Source organism: Parasphingopyxis lamellibrachiae, assembly GCF_003385775.1.
Classification (GTDB): Bacteria; Pseudomonadota; Alphaproteobacteria; order Sphingomonadales; family Sphingomonadaceae; genus Parasphingopyxis; species Parasphingopyxis lamellibrachiae.
Window position 1 is genome coordinate 2,107,130 of sequence record NZ_QRDP01000004.1, and the last position, 16,313, is coordinate 2,123,442.

The 16,313-nt window shown below is 61.0% G+C and carries 20 protein-coding genes; 9 read left to right on the forward strand and 11 right to left on the reverse strand.

What is annotated here, in order from left to right; genetic code table 11:
• Position 1: 1 nt before the first annotated feature.
• From DFR46_RS10520 to DFR46_RS10545, 6 genes are read right to left on the reverse strand one after another with little or no spacing between them, the layout of a single operon-like run.
• On the reverse strand, positions 2-907 hold the full coding sequence (locus DFR46_RS10520) for a ParB/RepB/Spo0J family partition protein (protein WP_116236398.1): 906 nt from the start codon (positions 905-907) through the stop codon (positions 2-4).
• A gap of 11 nt (positions 908-918) precedes the next feature.
• Positions 919-1,701 (reverse strand): ParA family protein, encoded by a 783-nt coding sequence (locus DFR46_RS10525; RefSeq protein WP_116236399.1) that lies wholly within the window; start codon positions 1,699-1,701, stop codon positions 919-921.
• Positions 1,698-2,369 carry a 16S rRNA (guanine(527)-N(7))-methyltransferase RsmG gene (gene rsmG, locus DFR46_RS10530; protein WP_245953816.1) on the reverse strand — a complete coding sequence of 224 codons (672 nt, stop codon included), beginning with the start codon at positions 2,367-2,369 and terminating at the stop codon, positions 1,698-1,700. Before rsmG ends, DFR46_RS10525 begins: the two co-directional genes overlap by 4 nt.
• On the reverse strand, positions 2,341-4,215 hold the full coding sequence (gene mnmG, locus DFR46_RS10535; protein WP_116236400.1) for a tRNA uridine-5-carboxymethylaminomethyl(34) synthesis enzyme MnmG: 1,875 nt from the start codon (positions 4,213-4,215) through the stop codon (positions 2,341-2,343). Before mnmG ends, rsmG begins: the two co-directional genes overlap by 29 nt.
• Before the next feature lie 58 nt (positions 4,216-4,273).
• Positions 4,274-5,578 (reverse strand): tRNA uridine-5-carboxymethylaminomethyl(34) synthesis GTPase MnmE, encoded by a 1,305-nt coding sequence (mnmE, locus tag DFR46_RS10540; protein ID WP_245953818.1) that lies wholly within the window; start codon positions 5,576-5,578, stop codon positions 4,274-4,276.
• 10 nt (positions 5,579-5,588) lie between these two features.
• Positions 5,589-5,822 carry a DUF6489 family protein gene (locus DFR46_RS10545; protein WP_116236401.1) on the reverse strand — a complete coding sequence of 78 codons (234 nt, stop codon included), beginning with the start codon at positions 5,820-5,822 and terminating at the stop codon, positions 5,589-5,591.
• Between the two features lie 67 nt (positions 5,823-5,889).
• Here DFR46_RS10545 and DFR46_RS10550 point away from each other — a divergent pair, with 67 nt between their 5' ends.
• The 4 genes from DFR46_RS10550 to DFR46_RS10565 are packed head-to-tail and all read left to right on the forward strand — an operon-like array spanning position 5,890 to position 8,395.
• The gene (locus DFR46_RS10550) at positions 5,890-6,366 is read left to right on the forward strand and encodes a methylated-DNA--[protein]-cysteine S-methyltransferase (RefSeq protein WP_116237293.1); all 477 of its coding nucleotides are present in this window, start codon (positions 5,890-5,892) and stop codon (positions 6,364-6,366) included.
• On the forward strand, positions 6,354-7,061 hold the full coding sequence (locus DFR46_RS10555; protein ID WP_116236402.1) for a dienelactone hydrolase family protein: 708 nt from the start codon (positions 6,354-6,356) through the stop codon (positions 7,059-7,061). Before DFR46_RS10550 ends, DFR46_RS10555 begins: the two co-directional genes overlap by 13 nt.
• Positions 7,058-7,456 (forward strand): nuclear transport factor 2 family protein, encoded by a 399-nt coding sequence (locus tag DFR46_RS10560; protein ID WP_116236403.1) that lies wholly within the window; start codon positions 7,058-7,060, stop codon positions 7,454-7,456. Before DFR46_RS10555 ends, DFR46_RS10560 begins: the two co-directional genes overlap by 4 nt.
• A gap of 57 nt (positions 7,457-7,513) precedes the next feature.
• Positions 7,514-8,395, forward strand: a complete 882-nt coding sequence (locus DFR46_RS10565; RefSeq protein WP_116236404.1) for an aspartyl protease family protein — start codon at positions 7,514-7,516, stop codon at positions 8,393-8,395.
• A gap of 73 nt (positions 8,396-8,468) precedes the next feature.
• On the opposite strand, the gene DFR46_RS10570 is transcribed toward DFR46_RS10565, so the two are convergent.
• The 5 genes from DFR46_RS10570 to hemE form a co-directional block, all read right to left on the reverse strand.
• A complete protein-coding gene (locus tag DFR46_RS10570; RefSeq protein ID WP_116236405.1) occupies positions 8,469-9,191 on the reverse strand; it encodes a TerC family protein in 723 nt (240 codons plus the stop codon).
• The gene (locus tag DFR46_RS10575; RefSeq protein ID WP_116236406.1) at positions 9,184-9,483 is read right to left on the reverse strand and encodes an antibiotic biosynthesis monooxygenase family protein; all 300 of its coding nucleotides are present in this window, start codon (positions 9,481-9,483) and stop codon (positions 9,184-9,186) included. Before DFR46_RS10575 ends, DFR46_RS10570 begins: the two co-directional genes overlap by 8 nt.
• 15 nt (positions 9,484-9,498) lie before the next feature.
• Positions 9,499-10,755 carry a transcription termination factor Rho gene (gene rho, locus DFR46_RS10580; protein WP_116237294.1) on the reverse strand — a complete coding sequence of 419 codons (1,257 nt, stop codon included), beginning with the start codon at positions 10,753-10,755 and terminating at the stop codon, positions 9,499-9,501.
• A 160-nt stretch (positions 10,756-10,915) separates the two neighbouring features.
• Positions 10,916-11,359: a CopD family protein gene (locus tag DFR46_RS10585; protein ID WP_425453162.1), complete on the reverse strand. Its 444-nt coding sequence runs from the start codon at positions 11,357-11,359 to the stop codon at positions 10,916-10,918.
• A gap of 6 nt (positions 11,360-11,365) precedes the next feature.
• Positions 11,366-12,403, reverse strand: a complete 1,038-nt coding sequence (hemE, locus tag DFR46_RS10590) for a uroporphyrinogen decarboxylase (RefSeq protein WP_116236408.1) — start codon at positions 12,401-12,403, stop codon at positions 11,366-11,368.
• A 346-nt stretch (positions 12,404-12,749) separates the two neighbouring features.
• On the opposite strand from hemE, the gene DFR46_RS10595 reads away from it, so the two are divergent.
• The 5 genes from DFR46_RS10595 to dnaQ are packed head-to-tail and all read left to right on the forward strand — an operon-like array spanning position 12,750 to position 16,291.
• Positions 12,750-13,598, forward strand: a complete 849-nt coding sequence (locus DFR46_RS10595; protein WP_116236409.1) for a pyruvate, water dikinase regulatory protein — start codon at positions 12,750-12,752, stop codon at positions 13,596-13,598.
• Between the two features lie 32 nt (positions 13,599-13,630).
• The gene (locus tag DFR46_RS10600) at positions 13,631-14,182 is read left to right on the forward strand and encodes a Maf family protein (RefSeq protein WP_245953820.1); all 552 of its coding nucleotides are present in this window, start codon (positions 13,631-13,633) and stop codon (positions 14,180-14,182) included.
• Positions 14,179-14,988: a shikimate dehydrogenase gene (aroE, locus tag DFR46_RS10605; protein ID WP_116236411.1), complete on the forward strand. Its 810-nt coding sequence runs from the start codon at positions 14,179-14,181 to the stop codon at positions 14,986-14,988. Before DFR46_RS10600 ends, aroE begins: the two co-directional genes overlap by 4 nt.
• On the forward strand, positions 14,985-15,599 hold the full coding sequence (gene coaE / locus DFR46_RS10610) for a dephospho-CoA kinase (RefSeq protein WP_116237295.1): 615 nt from the start codon (positions 14,985-14,987) through the stop codon (positions 15,597-15,599). Before aroE ends, coaE begins: the two co-directional genes overlap by 4 nt.
• Complete coding sequence (gene dnaQ, locus DFR46_RS10615) at positions 15,587-16,291, forward strand: DNA polymerase III subunit epsilon (protein WP_116236412.1); 705 nt, start codon at positions 15,587-15,589, stop codon at positions 16,289-16,291. Before coaE ends, dnaQ begins: the two co-directional genes overlap by 13 nt.
• Positions 16,292-16,313 lie beyond the last annotated feature (22 nt).

The following is a 16,313-nucleotide window of genomic DNA, read 5'->3' on the forward strand; positions in this document are numbered from 1 at the left end:
ACTAAATTTTTTCACCGGAAAGCCGCTGGCAGATCAGGTCGAGTTGATCGAGCGAGCGATAGGCCACGCTCACCGTTCCCATCTTGCCATTATAGTCGATCGCGACCGCCAGGCCGATGGCTTCGCCAAGCTGGCGCTCAAGCGCAACGATATCCGCATCGCGTTCGCGCGGCGGCCTTTTCTGCTGCGTCGATCCGCCGGGTTTGGCGCGGCGGGCCAGATCTTCGGCTTCGCGAACCGAAAGCCCCTGTGCCGCAATCAGCCGGGCCAGGGCCTCGACATCCGGCGCGCCGATAATCGCCCGCGCATGCCCCATATCGAGTTCGCCCGACACGACCATGGCCCGCACGGCATCGGGCAGTTCAAGCAGGCGCAACAAATTGGTGACATGGCTGCGCGATTTGTGGACGAGGCGCGCAAGCGCGGCCTGGCTGTGGCCGAAATCCTCGATCAGCCTTTTATAAGCTTCGGCTTCCTCGATCGCGTTGAGGTCTTCACGCTGGATATTCTCGACGAGCGCGATTTCCAGTGTCTCCGCATCGTCGAAATCCCGAACGATTACAGGAACCTGGTGGAGATGTGCGCGCTGCGCCGCGCGCCAGCGCCGTTCGCCGGCGACAATCTGGTAACCCGCGCCTTGCGGCCGCACGACGATCGGCTGGATCATACCGCGCACTTCGATCGAGTTTGCAAGCTCGCTCAGCGCGTCCTCGTCGAAATGGCGGCGCGGCTGGTCCGGATGGGGCGCGATCTTGCCGACCGGCAGCATCTGCACTGCCCCCTCATCCGGCGCGGCGCTGACCGACGCCTCCTGCTCGACCTCTCCCATCAGCGCAGAAAGACCTCGACCGAGCCCGCTGGGCTTCTTGCGCGCGGGCGTTTTTTTCTCTGCTTTTCCGTTGCTCATATCCGTCTCTCTCAGGCCGCTCGCGCTTTTTTGGGCAGCCGGGCGATGGTTTCGCGCGCGAGCGCCATATAGGCTTCCGATCCCGGGCATCGATAATCGTAGATGAGCGCCGGTAGGCCGTGGCTGGGTGCTTCCGAAAGCCGCACATTGCGCGGAATCACCGTCTTGAACACCAGCTTGCCGAGCACCGCCCGGACATCTTCGGCAACCTGGCCGGAAAGATTGTTCCGCTTGTCATACATGGTCAGCACGACGCCAAAGATCGAAATATCGGGATTGAATCGTTCACGGACACGCTCAACAGTCTGTAAAAGCTGGCTTAATCCTTCCAGCGCGAAAAATTCGCATTGCAGCGGCACGAGCAGGGATGGAGCCGCGACCAGGGCGTTGATCGTCAGCAGGCCCAGAGAGGGCGGACAATCGATCAGGCAGACGTCCCACCGGCCGGTCGGTGCGCCGGACAATGCCATGTTGAGCCGTTCGGTCCGCGCTTCATAGTCAACAAGTTCTATCTCGGCGCCCGACAGATCGACGGTGGCGGCGACGACATCGAGCCTCGGCACGCGCGACGCGATCGCCGCCTCTTCCACAGTTGCATCGCCAGTGAGCAGGTCGTAACTCGAAAGCGTGCGTTGATCGTGCCGGATTCCAAGTCCTGTAGAGGCATTGCCCTGGGGATCGAGATCAAGCAGCAAAACCTTCCAACCCGAGGCCGCCAGCGCAGTCGCAAGGTTTATGGCCGTCGTCGTTTTGCCAACACCACCTTTTTGGTTGGCAATCGCGATGCGGATCATGAACCTCTCCTTGGCCTCACATTGCGCGCGTCGATGATGAAAGCCTCGTCATTTGTCAGACTCGCATGCAGCGCGAAATCACCCTGCCATGTTCGTCGCGCCTCTGCCAGTTCTTCTTGCGCGCTTTTCCCTTTTGGCAGCAGCCATTGCGCTTCGGTACCGGCAAACCGATGTGCAAGAGAAAAAAGCTTTGGCAATGCGGTAAAGGCCCGGGCCGCAATCACGTCAAAAACACCGGCTTCGACGCGTTCGACCTTGCGACCTTCTATATGGACCCGCTCGCCAAGGCCGAGCTGCTCATGCGCCCTTTGCAGGAATTCGACCCGGCGCGACCGGACCTCAACCAGGGTCATGTCCATTGCGCCGATAATTGCCAATACCATTCCGGGCAGGCCCGGGCCGGAGCCCAGATCGATCCATCGGCCGCCTCGTGCGGCTGGCGTAGCCAGCGATAGGAGTTGGGCAGAATCGCGTATATGCCGGTCCCAGAAACTGTCGATCGTCGATCGCGAGATCAAATTCTGGCGCGTGGCTTCCTCCAGAAGTAGTGCTGAAAATTTTTCCAGCCGCTCCAATGTTTCACGTGAAACATCCAGCTCTTCGACAAGCCAGGTCTTTACTGCAGCCTCTTCCATCCGGTCAGGCGGCCCGCCTGCGCGCGTGCACAAGTATAGCCGCAAGAGCGGCGGGCGTTACACCCCGTATCCTGCGCGCCTCTCCTAATGTGGCTGGGCGCGCGGTTTCCAGTCTTTCGACCATCTCATTCGATAGACCGGCAATGACGCCATAATCGAGCGTGTCCGGAATACGGATTTGCTCATCCGCATTCACGCGGGCGATTTCACTGGCCTGCCGCTCAAGATAGGGCGCATAGCGGATATCCTCGACGGCCTCGTCGATCACGGCGTCCGGGATATCGGCAAGCGCCGGATCGACCGATCGGACGACCGAAGCATCCGCGTCCGGCAACTTGAGCCAGTCGGCCAGCCGGCGCGTTTCGCGATGCTGGCCCAGGACAAGACCCGCCGCTTCCATAGCGGCCGGTGGAACCATCTGCGCCATGGCGTCTTTCACCCGAGACAGCGCTTCGCCACGCCCCAATACCAGTTTCTTATAGACCGGGCCCAGGCAGTTCCACGTGTCTGCAGTCGCCGAAAGTCGGGTGACGGCATTGTCCGCGCGTAACCGCAGTCGATATTCCGCCCGTGCCGTCAGCATCCGATAGGGTTCGGTGATCCCCTGTAGAACGAGATCGTCGATCATGACGCCAATATAGCTTTCATCCCGTTCGAACCTCACAGGCTTTTCGCCAAATACGTTGCGCGCGGCATTGATTCCCGCAACGAGCCCTTGCGCCGCCGCTTCTTCATAGCCGGTTGTGCCATTTATCTGGCCGGCCAGATACAGGCCCGGCATGGTGCGAACACCAAGATCATGTCCTAGAATTCGCGGATCGACATGGTCATATTCCACTGCATAGCCGGGCTGCGCGATCTCAACGCGCTCCAGTCCGGTGATCGTCCGCAAAAACTTCAGCTGAACATCTTCAGGCAGCGAGGTAGAAATGCCGTTGGGATAGACCGCCGGGTCGTCGAGCCCCTCCGGCTCGAGAAAAATCTGATGGCCATCGCGGTCGCCGAAGCGATGGATCTTGTCCTCGATCGACGGGCAATAGCGCGGTCCCTGGCCCTGGATCGATCCGGAGAAAAGCGGTGAGCGATCGAGCGATGCTCGGACGATATCGTGCGTCCGTGCATTGGTCCGCGTGATCGCACAGAAAAGTTGCGGATTCAGCCGGCGCTCCGCCCCGAAGGACATCGTCCACTCTTCGGTGTCAGACGGCTGGATTTCCAGCGCTGCCCAGTCGATCGTGCGACCGTCAAGACGCGGCGGCGTGCCTGTCTTGAGCCTCGCCATAGGAAGTTTCGCCGCGTAGAGCTGGTCCGCAAGTGCTGTTGCTGCACGTTCGCCAACGCGCCCACCCGCATGATTATCCATCCCGAAATGTAGCTTCGAGCCCAGAAACGTGCCCGTCGCCAGTATGACTGACGGCGCTGAAATCGTCCGTTTGCCGCCGTCGAGGACCATGCCGCGCACCGTCAGCCCATCATCGTCGAGCGCGAGAGCCGTCGCTTCTGCTTCGACGATATCCAGCAGAGGCTCGCAACTCAGCATGTCATGAATAGCTGCCCCGTACAGCTTGCGGTCCGCCTGGATCCGAGGGCCACGCACAGCCGCCCCCTTGCTCCGGTTGAGTATCCGGTAATGGATGGCCGCGGCGTCCGAAGCCTTGCCGATAAGCCCGTCAAAGGCGTCCACTTCGCGCACGAGATGGCCCTTCCCCAAACCGCCAATAGCCGGATTACAGGACATCGCTCCAATCATATCCCGGCGCATCGAGACAAGCGCTGTGCGCGCGCCCATCCGCGCCGCTACCGCCGCAGCCTCGCAGCCGGCATGGCCGCCGCCTACGACAATCACGTCGTAGCGAAGGGATGGATCGCTTGTAGCCATGCCGCGCCTGTATCAGTGCGGCGATCCGATTCAAAGATGTTTCACGTGGAACGGGAGCCTATTTGCCGATGCAAAACCGCCCGAACAATGCGTCCAGCATATCCTCCACGCCGCCATGTCCGCTGAGCCGGTCCAGGGCTGCGCGGGCGTGGCGCAGAGTTTCGACGAGTAAAATCCAATCGCCAGCAGCAGCGTCCTCGAGCGCCGCCACTGTCTCACGAAGCGCCTGGCGTTGCCGCTGGTTGAGCGCCAGCTGGTCTTCCCGGGGAAGGAGCGAACGGGCACTTTCAAGCAACAGGATGCGCAACATATCCATCCCCTCCCCCGTCTTCGCTGATACCGCCAACTTAGCGTTCTCCGGTTTTGCCTGCCTTCCCGCCTCGTCCGCTCGCGGATGAACAATCAGAACATTGTCTCCTGACGGTGCTTCCTGCGGTTCGCCGAGCCAGACCAGGATGTCGGCGCCTTCCGAAGTGTCTCGGGCGCGCCGGACGCCCTCATCCTCGATCGCGTCGGTCGCTGCGCGAAGCCCAGCCGTATCGCTGAACAGGAAGGCCAGCCCGTCAATCTCCACCGGCGCCTCGATCACATCCCGGGTCGTGCCTGCCGTCGGCGAGACAATGGCCGCTTCGCGCGCCACCAGAGCGTTGAACAGGGTCGACTTCCCGGCGTTGGGCGGCCCGGCAAGAACGACACGGATGCCATCGCGGATACGCTCGGCCGGTGGCGCATCCTGCAGCGCCATAATTTCACATTTAACATCGCGGGCGATATCCAGAGCGAAACGCTCATCGCTCTCGTCGACATCGTCTTCATCGGAAAAATTGAGCACCGCTTCGAGCCTGGCCTCGGCCATCAGCAGGCGTTCCCGCCATCCGGCGATCCTCTGCGCCAGCCCGCCTTCGGCCATGGCCAGCGCATAGCGCCGCTGGCTTTCCGTCTCGGCAACGAGCAGATCGCCCAGTCCCTCGGTTTCGGAAAGATCCATCCGCCCGTTCATAAAGGCCCGGCGCGTGAATTCTCCTGCTTCCGCCGCCCGCAAACCGGGCAGCGCACCAAGCATCCCGAGCATCTTCGCCGCAACAGCCCGGCTGCCATGTGTATGAAATTCAATCATATCTTCGCCAGTCACCGTATCTGGTGCTGGAAACCACAAGGTGATTGCGCGGTCTATCGGTTCGCCATTCAGGGGATCCCGGATCAGCGCCAGCGAAGCCCGGCGCGCCTCGGGCAACCGGCCGGTCAGCGCCTCCAGCACCGGCCCGCATTCCGATCCACTAAGCCGGATGATCGCAATCGCACTCGGCAGTCCGCCCGTCGACAGCGCAAAGATCGTCGCGCGGTCATCCATCGTCAGCGCCATGCCGGGATCTTCATTTTTTCGCGCCGCCAATCTGGTCGAAGAAGCGGGTCCACATGGAAAGGCCAGCCTCGCTCATCGGCCCCCAGCTGCGCATAAGTTTCTCTACGGTATCGGGCGTGATGCCCTCTTCCATCGTCTCCTTCATCTTGTCGAGATAGAGATCGTGGACGGGCGTAAGATCCGGCAGTCCGATAAAGCGGCGCGCCTCTTCGGGGGTGCAATCGACGTCGACAGTGACTTTCATGGGTGGCTCCTCGGATGCTGGCCTCAAAATGCTGGCCTTTCCATACGCAATGCGCGAAACTCCGTCCATGACCTGCCATATTATAGCCAGTCCGGTCGGCGCCATCGCGATCTCGGCCAGCGACGATGCACTCCAGTCAATCCGCATGTTGGGCGCTTCCGCAGAGCCGGACGCCACAGATCACCCACTGCTCAGCGAAGCCGCGCGCCAGATCACCGCCTATTTCGAGGGCCGGCTGCAGGATTACGACCTGCCGCTTGAACCCGCATCGACCAAACGCGGGAACGAATTGCGCGCCGCGGTGATCGCGATCCCCTATGGCGAGGCTGCGAGCTATGGAGAGGTTGCGCGCCGCGCCGACTCCGGTCCGCGCGCCATTGGCCGGGTTTGCAGCCACAACCCCCTTCCGCTGGTCGTGCCCTGTCACCGCGTTATCGCAGCGGGCGGCAAGATCGGCTATTATTCGGGCGGCGAAGGCATCCCGACAAAACGCTATCTTTTGATTCACGAGAATAAGCAGGAGGCCAGCCAATGGGCAGCATGACCAAGATATCCACTTTGAGCGGCGGCGAGATGTTTGGGGTATATCGCGCTCAGCCGCAAGGCGAAGCCAAGGCGGCGATCATCGTTATCCAGGAAATCTTCGGCGTGAACCGGGGCATAAGGGCAAAATGCGACTATTGGGCGTCGCAGGGCTATCTCGCCCTCGCGCCCGATCTCTTCTGGCGGCTGAAACCCGGGGTCGAGCTCGATCCCGATGTCGAAACCGAATTCCAGACCGCGCTCGATCTCATGGGCAAGTTCGACCAGGACCAGGGCGTGCGCGATATCGAGGCCACGATCCATGCTGCGCGCGAGGAAATCGGCGGCGCATCCCGCGCAAAGGTCGGCTGCGTCGGCTATTGCCTAGGCGGCCGGCTCGCTTTCATGACCGCAGCCCGCACCGATATCGATGCAAGCGTCGGCTATTATGGCGTCGGGATCGACGGCCTGCTCGGCGAAAAAAACGCAATCGCACATCCGGTGTTGCTGCACATTCCGACAGCCGACGGTTTCGTCCCCGCCGAAGCGCAAGCCGCGATGCACGAAGGCCTTGACGATCATCCCAAGATCACGCTTCACGATTATGAAGGTCTCGACCATGGTTTCGCGACCGAGTTCGGCAATCGCCGCAACGATGAAGCCGCAACGCTGGCCGACGGCCGGACTACATCTTTCTTCGCGAAGATACTCGCATGACCACCGACCCCCGCCTGCAACGCTGGCTCGATCATATGGAGGGCGATCGCAGCGTCGACACGCTGCGTCCCCAGCTCGCCAGTAACGCCACTTTTCATTCCCCCGTCGTGCACACGCCGCAGGAAGGGATAGACCTCACCCTGGGCTATCTGAGCGCAGCGGATACGGTGTTCGGCGATGCCAGCTTTGAATATGTCCGGATGATCGTCGATGGCGACAATGCGATGCTGGAATTCACAGCGGAGCTGGACGGCATCCATGTCAACGGCATCGATATCATCCACTGGAACTCCGACGGCCTGATCGACGATTTCAAGGTGATGGTCCGGCCCCTGAAGGCGATCAACATGCTGTGGAAGATGATGGCCGCACAGCTCGAAGAACAGGCGGGTTGACGCGTCGACCTCCGCCATTCAACGCCCATTCACCCTGTTCGCAGCATCGGCACGAACATGATTGCGCGGCTAATCCTGTTACTAACTGGCCTCGCCATGGCAACCGCCAGCCCTGCGCAGCGCGTCACCAGCCTGCCGCTGACAGCGCCTTGGCTCGGCCTGCCTCAGGTGCCAGTGACGCTGAACGATACTGTCGAAGCGCGCTTTATCGTCGATACGGCCGCCAGCGATACGATTCTGACTGAGGCCGTGATCGACCAGCTCGGCCTGGCCGGGCGCGGAGAGCCGGCGGAGATCTCCGGCGCAACCGGCATTTCTGCGATCGAGTTTTACCGGCTCACCAGTCTGCGGCTGGGCGCGCGCGAATATCGGCGGCTCGGCGCCTACAGCTTGCCAAGCCTGGCCGCCCCCGTCGAATCGGATGGACTGATCGGCGCAAATATCCTGCGCCGTCATGTCGTCGAGTTCGATATTCCGGGGCAGAAACTGCGCCTGTTCGATCCACGGGCGCGATTCGAACTGACTGGCGGCAACTGGGCCGTCATTCCCTTTCACGAGCGCGCGGACGGCCTTCTGATCGTGCCGGTCTCCATTGGCAGGGTCACCATGCCCGCCCTGCTCGATACCGGCGCGGTACAGAATATCGTCAATCATGAGGCCGCGCGCCGGATCGGGCTGCATCTCTTTGCCGACAGCGATTCCCGCGAGCCGGTTTTCGGTGCATCCGGCCATGTTCAGGACATGAACCAGATCGAGGTGAGCCGCTTCAGCATCGGCAATCTTGCCTTTGGCAGTTCGCGCGTCGGAATCACCGACCTTGCCGTGTTCGAAACGCTGGGTATCGGCGACGGACCGGCCATGCTGCTTAGCGCGGAAGCCTTCGCCGACCGGCGTTTCGTTATCGACTATCCGCGTAACAGGCTGCTGATCGAGCGCTAGAATCTGTCAGAATTTCCTTGGCCGGAAATCGCCGCACCAGCCCTCGACCGTCGAGTCGAATCTGATGAACATATTATCCGAACAGCGTCATCAGCCCGACTTCGGGATCGATCGTGCCTTCGTAGATCATCCGGACCGCTACCCAGAGGATGACGAGCAGACCGATATAGGCAATCCACTTGTAGCGCTCGATATAGCGGGCGATCACATTGGCCGCGAGGCCCATCAGGGCAACCGACAGTAACAGGCCGATAACAAGGATTCCGGGATGCTCGCGCGCGGCGCCGGCGACGCCCAGCACATTGTCCAGGCTCATGCTGACATCGGCTGCCGTCACCGCCCATACAGCGCCCCAGAAACTACGCGCTGGTTTCAAACCCGAATGCTCGTCGCCCTCAACTTCGGCCGATCCAGCAGATTCACCGTCATGGCGAAGCTCGCGCCAGAATTTCCAGGCGACCCAGAGCAACAGCAACCCGCCCGCCAGGATCAGCCCCACAACGCCGAGCAGAATGCTGACCGCCAGGGCGAAAACGATACGCAGTACAAGCGCAGCCGCAATGCCGATCAGAATGACCTTGCGCCGCTGGTCGGCCGGCAAACCGGCAGCAAGCGCGCCGACCACAATCGCATTGTCGGCCGCAAAAACCAGATCGATCAGAACAACCTGACCGAAGGCCGCCATCGCGGCAGGCGAGTTTATGTTGGAGAAATCATGGACGATCGCGGCCCAGATTTCGGACAGAGATCCAAGACCTGGAGCGGTAGAATGAACGGAGGCAATTAGGTCAAGCATCGAACAGGGAAGCTCCGAAATAGGTTATCGTCGGCACAGGGTCATAAAAGCGATGAAGGCGATCGCGCCATTCCTTGTAACGGTCCGAACGCCGAAATCCATCGCGATGACTGGCGATATCTTCCCAACCGACGAGGAGGAGGAACAGTTCCGCTTCTTCCGCTGCCGGACACACTTCGATAAAACGGAAACCGGGAGATGTTTCGATCAGCGGCCTCGCCGAGTGCATCGCCGCTTCGAACGCCTCGCCCTCGCCCGGCCGGACGCGCAGCAAGGCATGTTCGAGAATCACCGGCGACCCGGCAAATTACTGATTCATCGAGTCGAAGAAATCCTCGTTGGTCTTGGAATCCTTCATCTTGTCGAGCAGGAATTCCATCGCATCGACCGTCCCCATCTGCATGAGGATGCGCCTGAGCACCCACATCTTGGCGAGATTGTCCTTGTCGACGAGCAGCTCTTCCTTGCGGGTGCCGGACTTGCCGACATCGAGAGCCGGGAAGATGCGCTTGTCGGAAACCTTGCGGTCCAGCACGATTTCCGAGTTGCCCGTGCCCTTGAACTCTTCGAAGATAACCTCGTCCATCCGGCTGCCAGTATCGATCAGCGCGGTCGCGATGATCGAGAGCGAACCGCCTTCTTCGATATTGCGGGCCGCGCCGAAAAAGCGCTTCGGACGCTGCAACGCATTGGCGTCGACACCGCCGGTCAGCACTTTGCCCGACGACGGGACTACCGTGTTGTAGGCCCGGCCGAGGCGGGTGATCGAGTCGAGCAGGATCACCACGTCTTTCTTGTGCTCAACCAGGCGTTTGGCCTTCTCGATCACCATCTCGGCGACCTGGACGTGGCGCTGCGCGGGCTCGTCGAACGTCGAGGAGATAACCTCGCCATGCACCGAACGCTGCATGTCGGTCACTTCCTCGGGGCGTTCGTCGATGAGCAGCACGATCAGATAGACTTCGGGATGATTGTCAGTGATAGCGCGCGCAATATTCTGCAGCAGCACGGTTTTACCGGTGCGTGGCGGCGCGACGATAAGCGCGCGCTGGCCCTTGCCCTGAGGCGAGATAATATCGATGACGCGGGATGACTTGTCCTTGATCGTCGGATCGGCTTGATCGAGATTCAGCTTCTCGTCCGGATAGAGCGGCGTCAGATTGTCGAAATTGACGCGGGTACGCAGATATTCCGGATCGTCGAAATTGATCTCGGTGACCTTGGTCAGCGCGAAATAACGCTCGCCATCCTTGGGTCCACGAATTTCGCCCTCGACCGTATCCCCGGTGCGAAGCCCGAATTTGCGAACCTGGTTGGGCGAAACGTAAATATCGTCGGGCCCGGCCAGATAGCTGGCTTCGGCGCTGCGCAGGAAACCGAAACCGTCGGGCAGCACTTCGATCGTGCCCATGCCCATAATCTGCTCGCCCTCTTCGCTCTCCACCTTGAGAATGCCGAAAAGCAGATCCTGTTTGCGGAGGGTTGAGGCGCCTTCGACGCCGAGATCTTCCGCCATCTTGACGAGTTCGGCAGGCTTTTTCTGTTTCAGGTCTTTGAGATGCATGAGGGTTTCCTGGCGGAAAATGGATTTTGGAAAAGCGGCGATGTTCGAATGATAATGCGCCGGAAAAACTGTCGCGCTGCGCAAGGAGAGGCAGCAGGTGCTTGGACCGCGAATTAGGCAGCGGCGCCGGTCAAGTCAAGACAAAGCGGCGCCACCCGGTTCAGGAAAAAGGACGCACGATCACAAGAATAACGATCACCGCGGCGGCAATGCCCGGCACTTCGTTCAGCATCCGCAATCGCTTGCCGGAGAGCGGTCGTTCGCCGCGCGACAGCTTCTTGCGATAAGCCATCAGCCAGCCCTGATAACCCGACAGCGCGGTCACGAACAGGAGCTTCACGAGGAACCAGGGCTGGGCCCAGAGATTGAGATAATAGGCCAGTGTCAAGCCGAGCACCCAGACGATCAGCATCGAGGGATTCATGATGATCGTCGCGAGCTTGTCCTCCCGCTCGACCCAGGCAGTTGCCTCCGGCGATCCTTCCGCCGCTTCCTGATGATAGACGAAAAAGCGGGGCAGCATGAACAGCCCGGCCATCCAGAATATCACGAAGATGATATGGGCGGCCTTGATCCAGGGATAGGCGAGCGTGAGAATCTCGATCATGGTTCAGCCCTTGCGCAGCCGCGCCAGCAAATGCTCGACATGAGCGATCGGGGTATCGGGCAGGATTCCATGGCCGAGATTGAACACATGCGGCCGCTCGGCGAAAGCCTTTTCTATCCGGTCGATAGCGCTGTCGAGGCGATCACCGCCGGCAATCAGCGCCAGCGGATCGAGATTGCCCTGCACCGGCAAATCCACCGGCAGCGTTTCCGCCGCCCATTCGGGGTCGATCGTCTCGTCCAGCCCCAGCGCATCGACCCCGGTTTCGCGCGCATAGGCCGGCAGCTTTTCGCCCGCGCCTTTGGGAAAACCGATGACCGGCGTATCGGGGTAGCGGGCCTTGAGCGCGCTGACGATCTTCACCGTCGGCGCGATCACCCATTGCTCGAACTGGGCGGGAGACAGGCTGCCGGACCAGCTGTCGAACAGCTGCACGGCATCGACACCTGCATCGATCTGTTTGCCGAGATATTCGATCGTCTTGCCCGCGATCGCATCGATAATCGCGCCAAAGGCTTGCGGATCGCCATAGGCCATGCGGCGCGTTTCGCTCTGGTCCCGGCTCCCCTGTCCGGCAACCATGTAAGTCGCAACGGTCCAGGGGCTTCCAGCAAAGCCCAGAAAGGTGGTGCCAGGCGGCAAGGCGGCGGCAACCAGCTCAACGGTCCGGTACACCGGGTCGAGCCGCTCTGGCGCGGCTTCAAGCGCGCCGAGCGCACTATCGACAAGCGGAGGCGAAAGCCGCGGGCCTTCCCCGGCAACGAAACGCAGATCCTGACCAAGCGCATGGGGAACGACCAGGATATCGGAAAACAGGATTGCGCCGTCGAAGCCGAACCGCCGGATCGGCTGGAGAGTCACATCCGCGGCGGCTTCGCTGTCATGGACGAGATCGAGGAACCCGCCCTTTTCGGCGCGCAGCTCCCGATATTCGGGAAGGTAGCGCCCGGCCTGGCGCATCAGCCAGACGGGAGGCGGATCCCTTCGCTCGCCGCGCAGCACGCTCAGCAGTTTCTTCTCATTCTGTCCGGAATTCGACACGTCGCTATGCCCTACTATTACTATATATACTTATATAATTATAAGATTGATGGAGTCAGTTGCAGGCTTGGTAACGGGGCTTAATCGCTTTAGCCGCTTACGCCAACAGCTTGACTCAGGAATGAATCATGGCCGCACCCGGAGTCGATTCCGTTATCCCGGTAATTCACAGCCTGTGTGCGAATTCCATTCCCTGTGGAAGAGTTTCGGGATCGAATATCGAGTCATGGGTGTGGTTTGATGGCTTGCCTCTATCCCGACAGTTCAGCTAGCGCCGTCATCAGGCTTTTCCACAGGCTTGTACGTCCAGGTTTGGTCGTCTCGGCCTCCGTCATACAGGCACCCCATGATCCGGCTTCATCTCCATCTCATATCGGACTCTACCGGCGAGACACTGGAAAATATTGCCAAGGCGGGATTGGCCCAGTTCGACGATGTCGAGACGATAAAGCATTTCTGGCCGATGGTCCGCAGCGAAGGCCATGTCGACCGGGTGTTCGACGATATCGGCAAACAGCCGGGTCTGGTTCTCTATACGCTTGTCGACCACAATGTCCGGCGGCGGTTGGAAACGCGGTGTCGGGCCATGGGGCTGCCGGCCGTATCCGCGCTCGACCCGGTTATCGACGCGCTGTCGCGCCTGCTCGGGATGGAAGCGAAGGAACGGCCGGGCGGGCAACATCTGCTTGATGCGGCCTATTTCCAGCGGGTAGAGGCGATCCAGTATACGATTGCCCATGATGACGGCGTCGCGCCGGACGACTGGGACCGCGCCGATATCGTGCTGGCCGGCGTATCGCGAACATCGAAGACGCCGACCAGCATCTATCTGGCCAATCGCGGCTACAAGGTCGCCAATGTGCCGCTTGTGCCGGAATCGCCGCCGCCCGACACATTATATCGCCTGAAAAATCCGATCATTGTCGGGCTGACCACAAGTCCCGACCGGCTTGTCCAGGTGCGCCGCAACCGCCTGCTCAGCCTCAATCAGACCCCAGAAACGGACTATGTGGATCAGGACCGGGTCAAGGCAGAGGTCGCCTTTGCCCGCCGCATCTTTGCCGATAATGACTGGCCGGTGATCGACGTGACGCGCCGCTCGATCGAGGAAAGCGCAGCCGCCATCCTCAATATCGTGACCGCGCACGCCAAAAAGGCTGACGATGAGAGTGGGGAGCCGGCGCCATCAGACTGATCCTTGCCTCGCAAAGCAGCACCCGCCGGGCCATGCTCGATGCGGCGGCCGTGCCTTTTGAAGCCATCGCTGCTGGCGTCGATGAGGAATTGGCCAAAGCTTCGCTTTGCGCGGGCGGAATCTCTCCGCGCAACCTTGCCGATGCGCTGGCCGAGCTGAAGGCCGTAAAACTGTCGCGCCGTTTCCCCGATGCGCTGATACTCGGTTGCGATCAGGTGGCCTCGCTTGGTGACAGGCTATTCGACAAGGCTGCAACGCGCGAAGAGGCCGAGTCCCATCTTCGGGTGCTGCGCGGGGAAACCCACAGCCAGACGAGCGCGGCTGTGATCTGCGAGGCGGGCAAGCCGGTCTGGCGTCATATAGATGTCGCGAAACTTGCCATGCGAGATTTCTCCGATGCGTTCCTGACCGGCTATCTGGATGCCGAATGGCCGGCCATCGGCGGCTGCGCCGGCGGTTACCGGCTCGAAGGCCGCGGTGCGCAGCTTTTCACGCGAATCGATGGCAGCCATTTCACGATACTCGGCCTGCCGCTGCTGCCGCTTCTCGATTATCTGCGGACCCGCGGGGTGATGGGGCAATGACCAGACCATATGCCGAGGTGATTGGCGATCCTATCGCCCATTCGAAATCCCCGCTCATTCATAATTTCTGGCTTGAAAGACTGGGTATCGACGGCACCTACCGGACGGCACATGTAACGCCGGACGGCCTTGCAGCCTATTTCGAGAGCCGGCGGACAGACACCGCCTGGCGGGGGTGCAACATTACGATTCCGCACAAGGAAACTGCGCTCGATCATGTCGAGGATCGCGGCGATCTGCGAACGAGTATCGGCGCCATCAACACCGTGCTCAGCGAAGATGGTGCGCTTATCGGCACGAACACCGATGCCGCCGGTTTCTATGCTCCGATTTCCGGTCTGGATCTCGAAGGCGCCGATGTTGCGGTGGTCGGGGCAGGCGGGGCCGCCCGGGCTGTGCTCTTCGCGCTAAAGCGGGTGGGCGTTGCCAATGTGGCGCTGCTCAATCGCACGCCGATCAAGGGTGCCGGCTTGCTCGCCAGTTTTGGGGTGAAGGGCGATGCCCTGCCGCTCGATGCGCCGCTCCCGCCCGTCGAACTCCTGGTCAACGCCAGCCCGCTTGGCATGACAGGGCAGCCGCCGCTGACGCTTGACCTCGATCCGCTGCCCGAAGATGCGGTTGTCTATGATCTTGTCTATGCGCCGCTCGAAACCGGGTTGCTTGCTGCGGCTCGGGAAAGAGAGCTGGCCACGGTCGACGGGCTCGAGATGCTGATCGGCCAGGCGGCGATTGCGTTCGAACTTTTCTTCGGCCAGCCCGCGCCGCGTGACCGGGATGCCGAACTGAAGGAGATACTGCTCGGATGAAATTGCTGGGACTCACCGGATCCATCGGCATGGGAAAGTCGACCGTCGCCGCAATGTTCGCGGCCGAGGGTGTACCGGTATTCGATGCGGATGCCGAAGTGCACCGGTTGCAGGGGCCGGGCGGTGAACTGGTTGCGGCGATCGAAGAGCTGTTTCCCGGTACCACCGGCGCCGATGGCGTCGATCGCGCGAAACTCTCCCGGGCCGTGCTGGGGGATCGCGCGAAACTGGCCGCACTGGAGGAGCTGATCCATCCGGCGGTCGGGCTCAACCGCGCGGCCTTTCTCGAAGAGCATTGCGATGCGCCGATTGTGCTGTTCGATATTCCCCTGCTCTATGAGAAAACCGGCGACGCCGGGCTCGACGCTGTCATCGTCGTATCGGCGCCGCCCGAAGTGCAGCGCGAACGCGTGCTTAAGCGGCCCGGCATGACGGCGGAGAAATTCGACCATATTCTGGCTCTCCAGCTCCCCGATGCCGAAAAACGGGCCCGCGCGGATTTCATCATCGACACCGGGACTCCGCTGGAAGCAACCCGGGCACAGGTTGACGCACTCGTCACTTGCTTACGGGAGCATGACGTCCGATATTGCCAACAATGCGTGAAATAGTTTTCGATACGGAAACCACCGGCCTTAGCCCCAAAGACGGGGATCGACTGGTGGAAATTGGCGCGCTTGAAATGGTCAACCGGGTCGAGACCGGACGCAGCTTCCATATTTATTGCAATCCCGAGCGCGAGATGCCGAGCGAGGCCTTTGCCGTGCACGGGCTTTCCGACGCTTTTCTGGCCAACAAGCCGCTCTTTTCGGCAGAGGTCGGGAATTTCCTGGAATTTATTGGAGACAGTCCGCTGGTTGCGCATAATGCGCAGTTCGATTTCGGCTTTATCAATGCCGAGCTCGATCGCTGCGGCCATCAGTTCATCGCGATGGACCGGATGATCGATACGCTGGCAATAGCGCGCACCAAGCATCCGGGCGCGAAGCACAGCCTGGATGCGCTGTGTTCGCGCTATGGTATAGATCGCAGCCAGCGGGTTTTGCATGGCGCGTTGCTCGATGCACAGCTTCTTGCCCAGGTTTATGTCGAGCTGACCGGCGGTCGGCAGATCGGGCTGGTGCTGGCGGAAGAGGAACAGGCTGCCACGCCTGCCGATTTGCGGACGGCGGAAGCCAGGCCGCAGCCGCGCCGTCCGGTTCGCGAGCCTCGCCCGCATGCCGCTTCGGCGGAAGAGCGCGCGCGCCATGCCGCATTTGTTTCGCAGCTCACCGATCCGCTTTGGCCGGCTGAGTCGCAATAGGATTTGGAAATAAGCGCCCCGC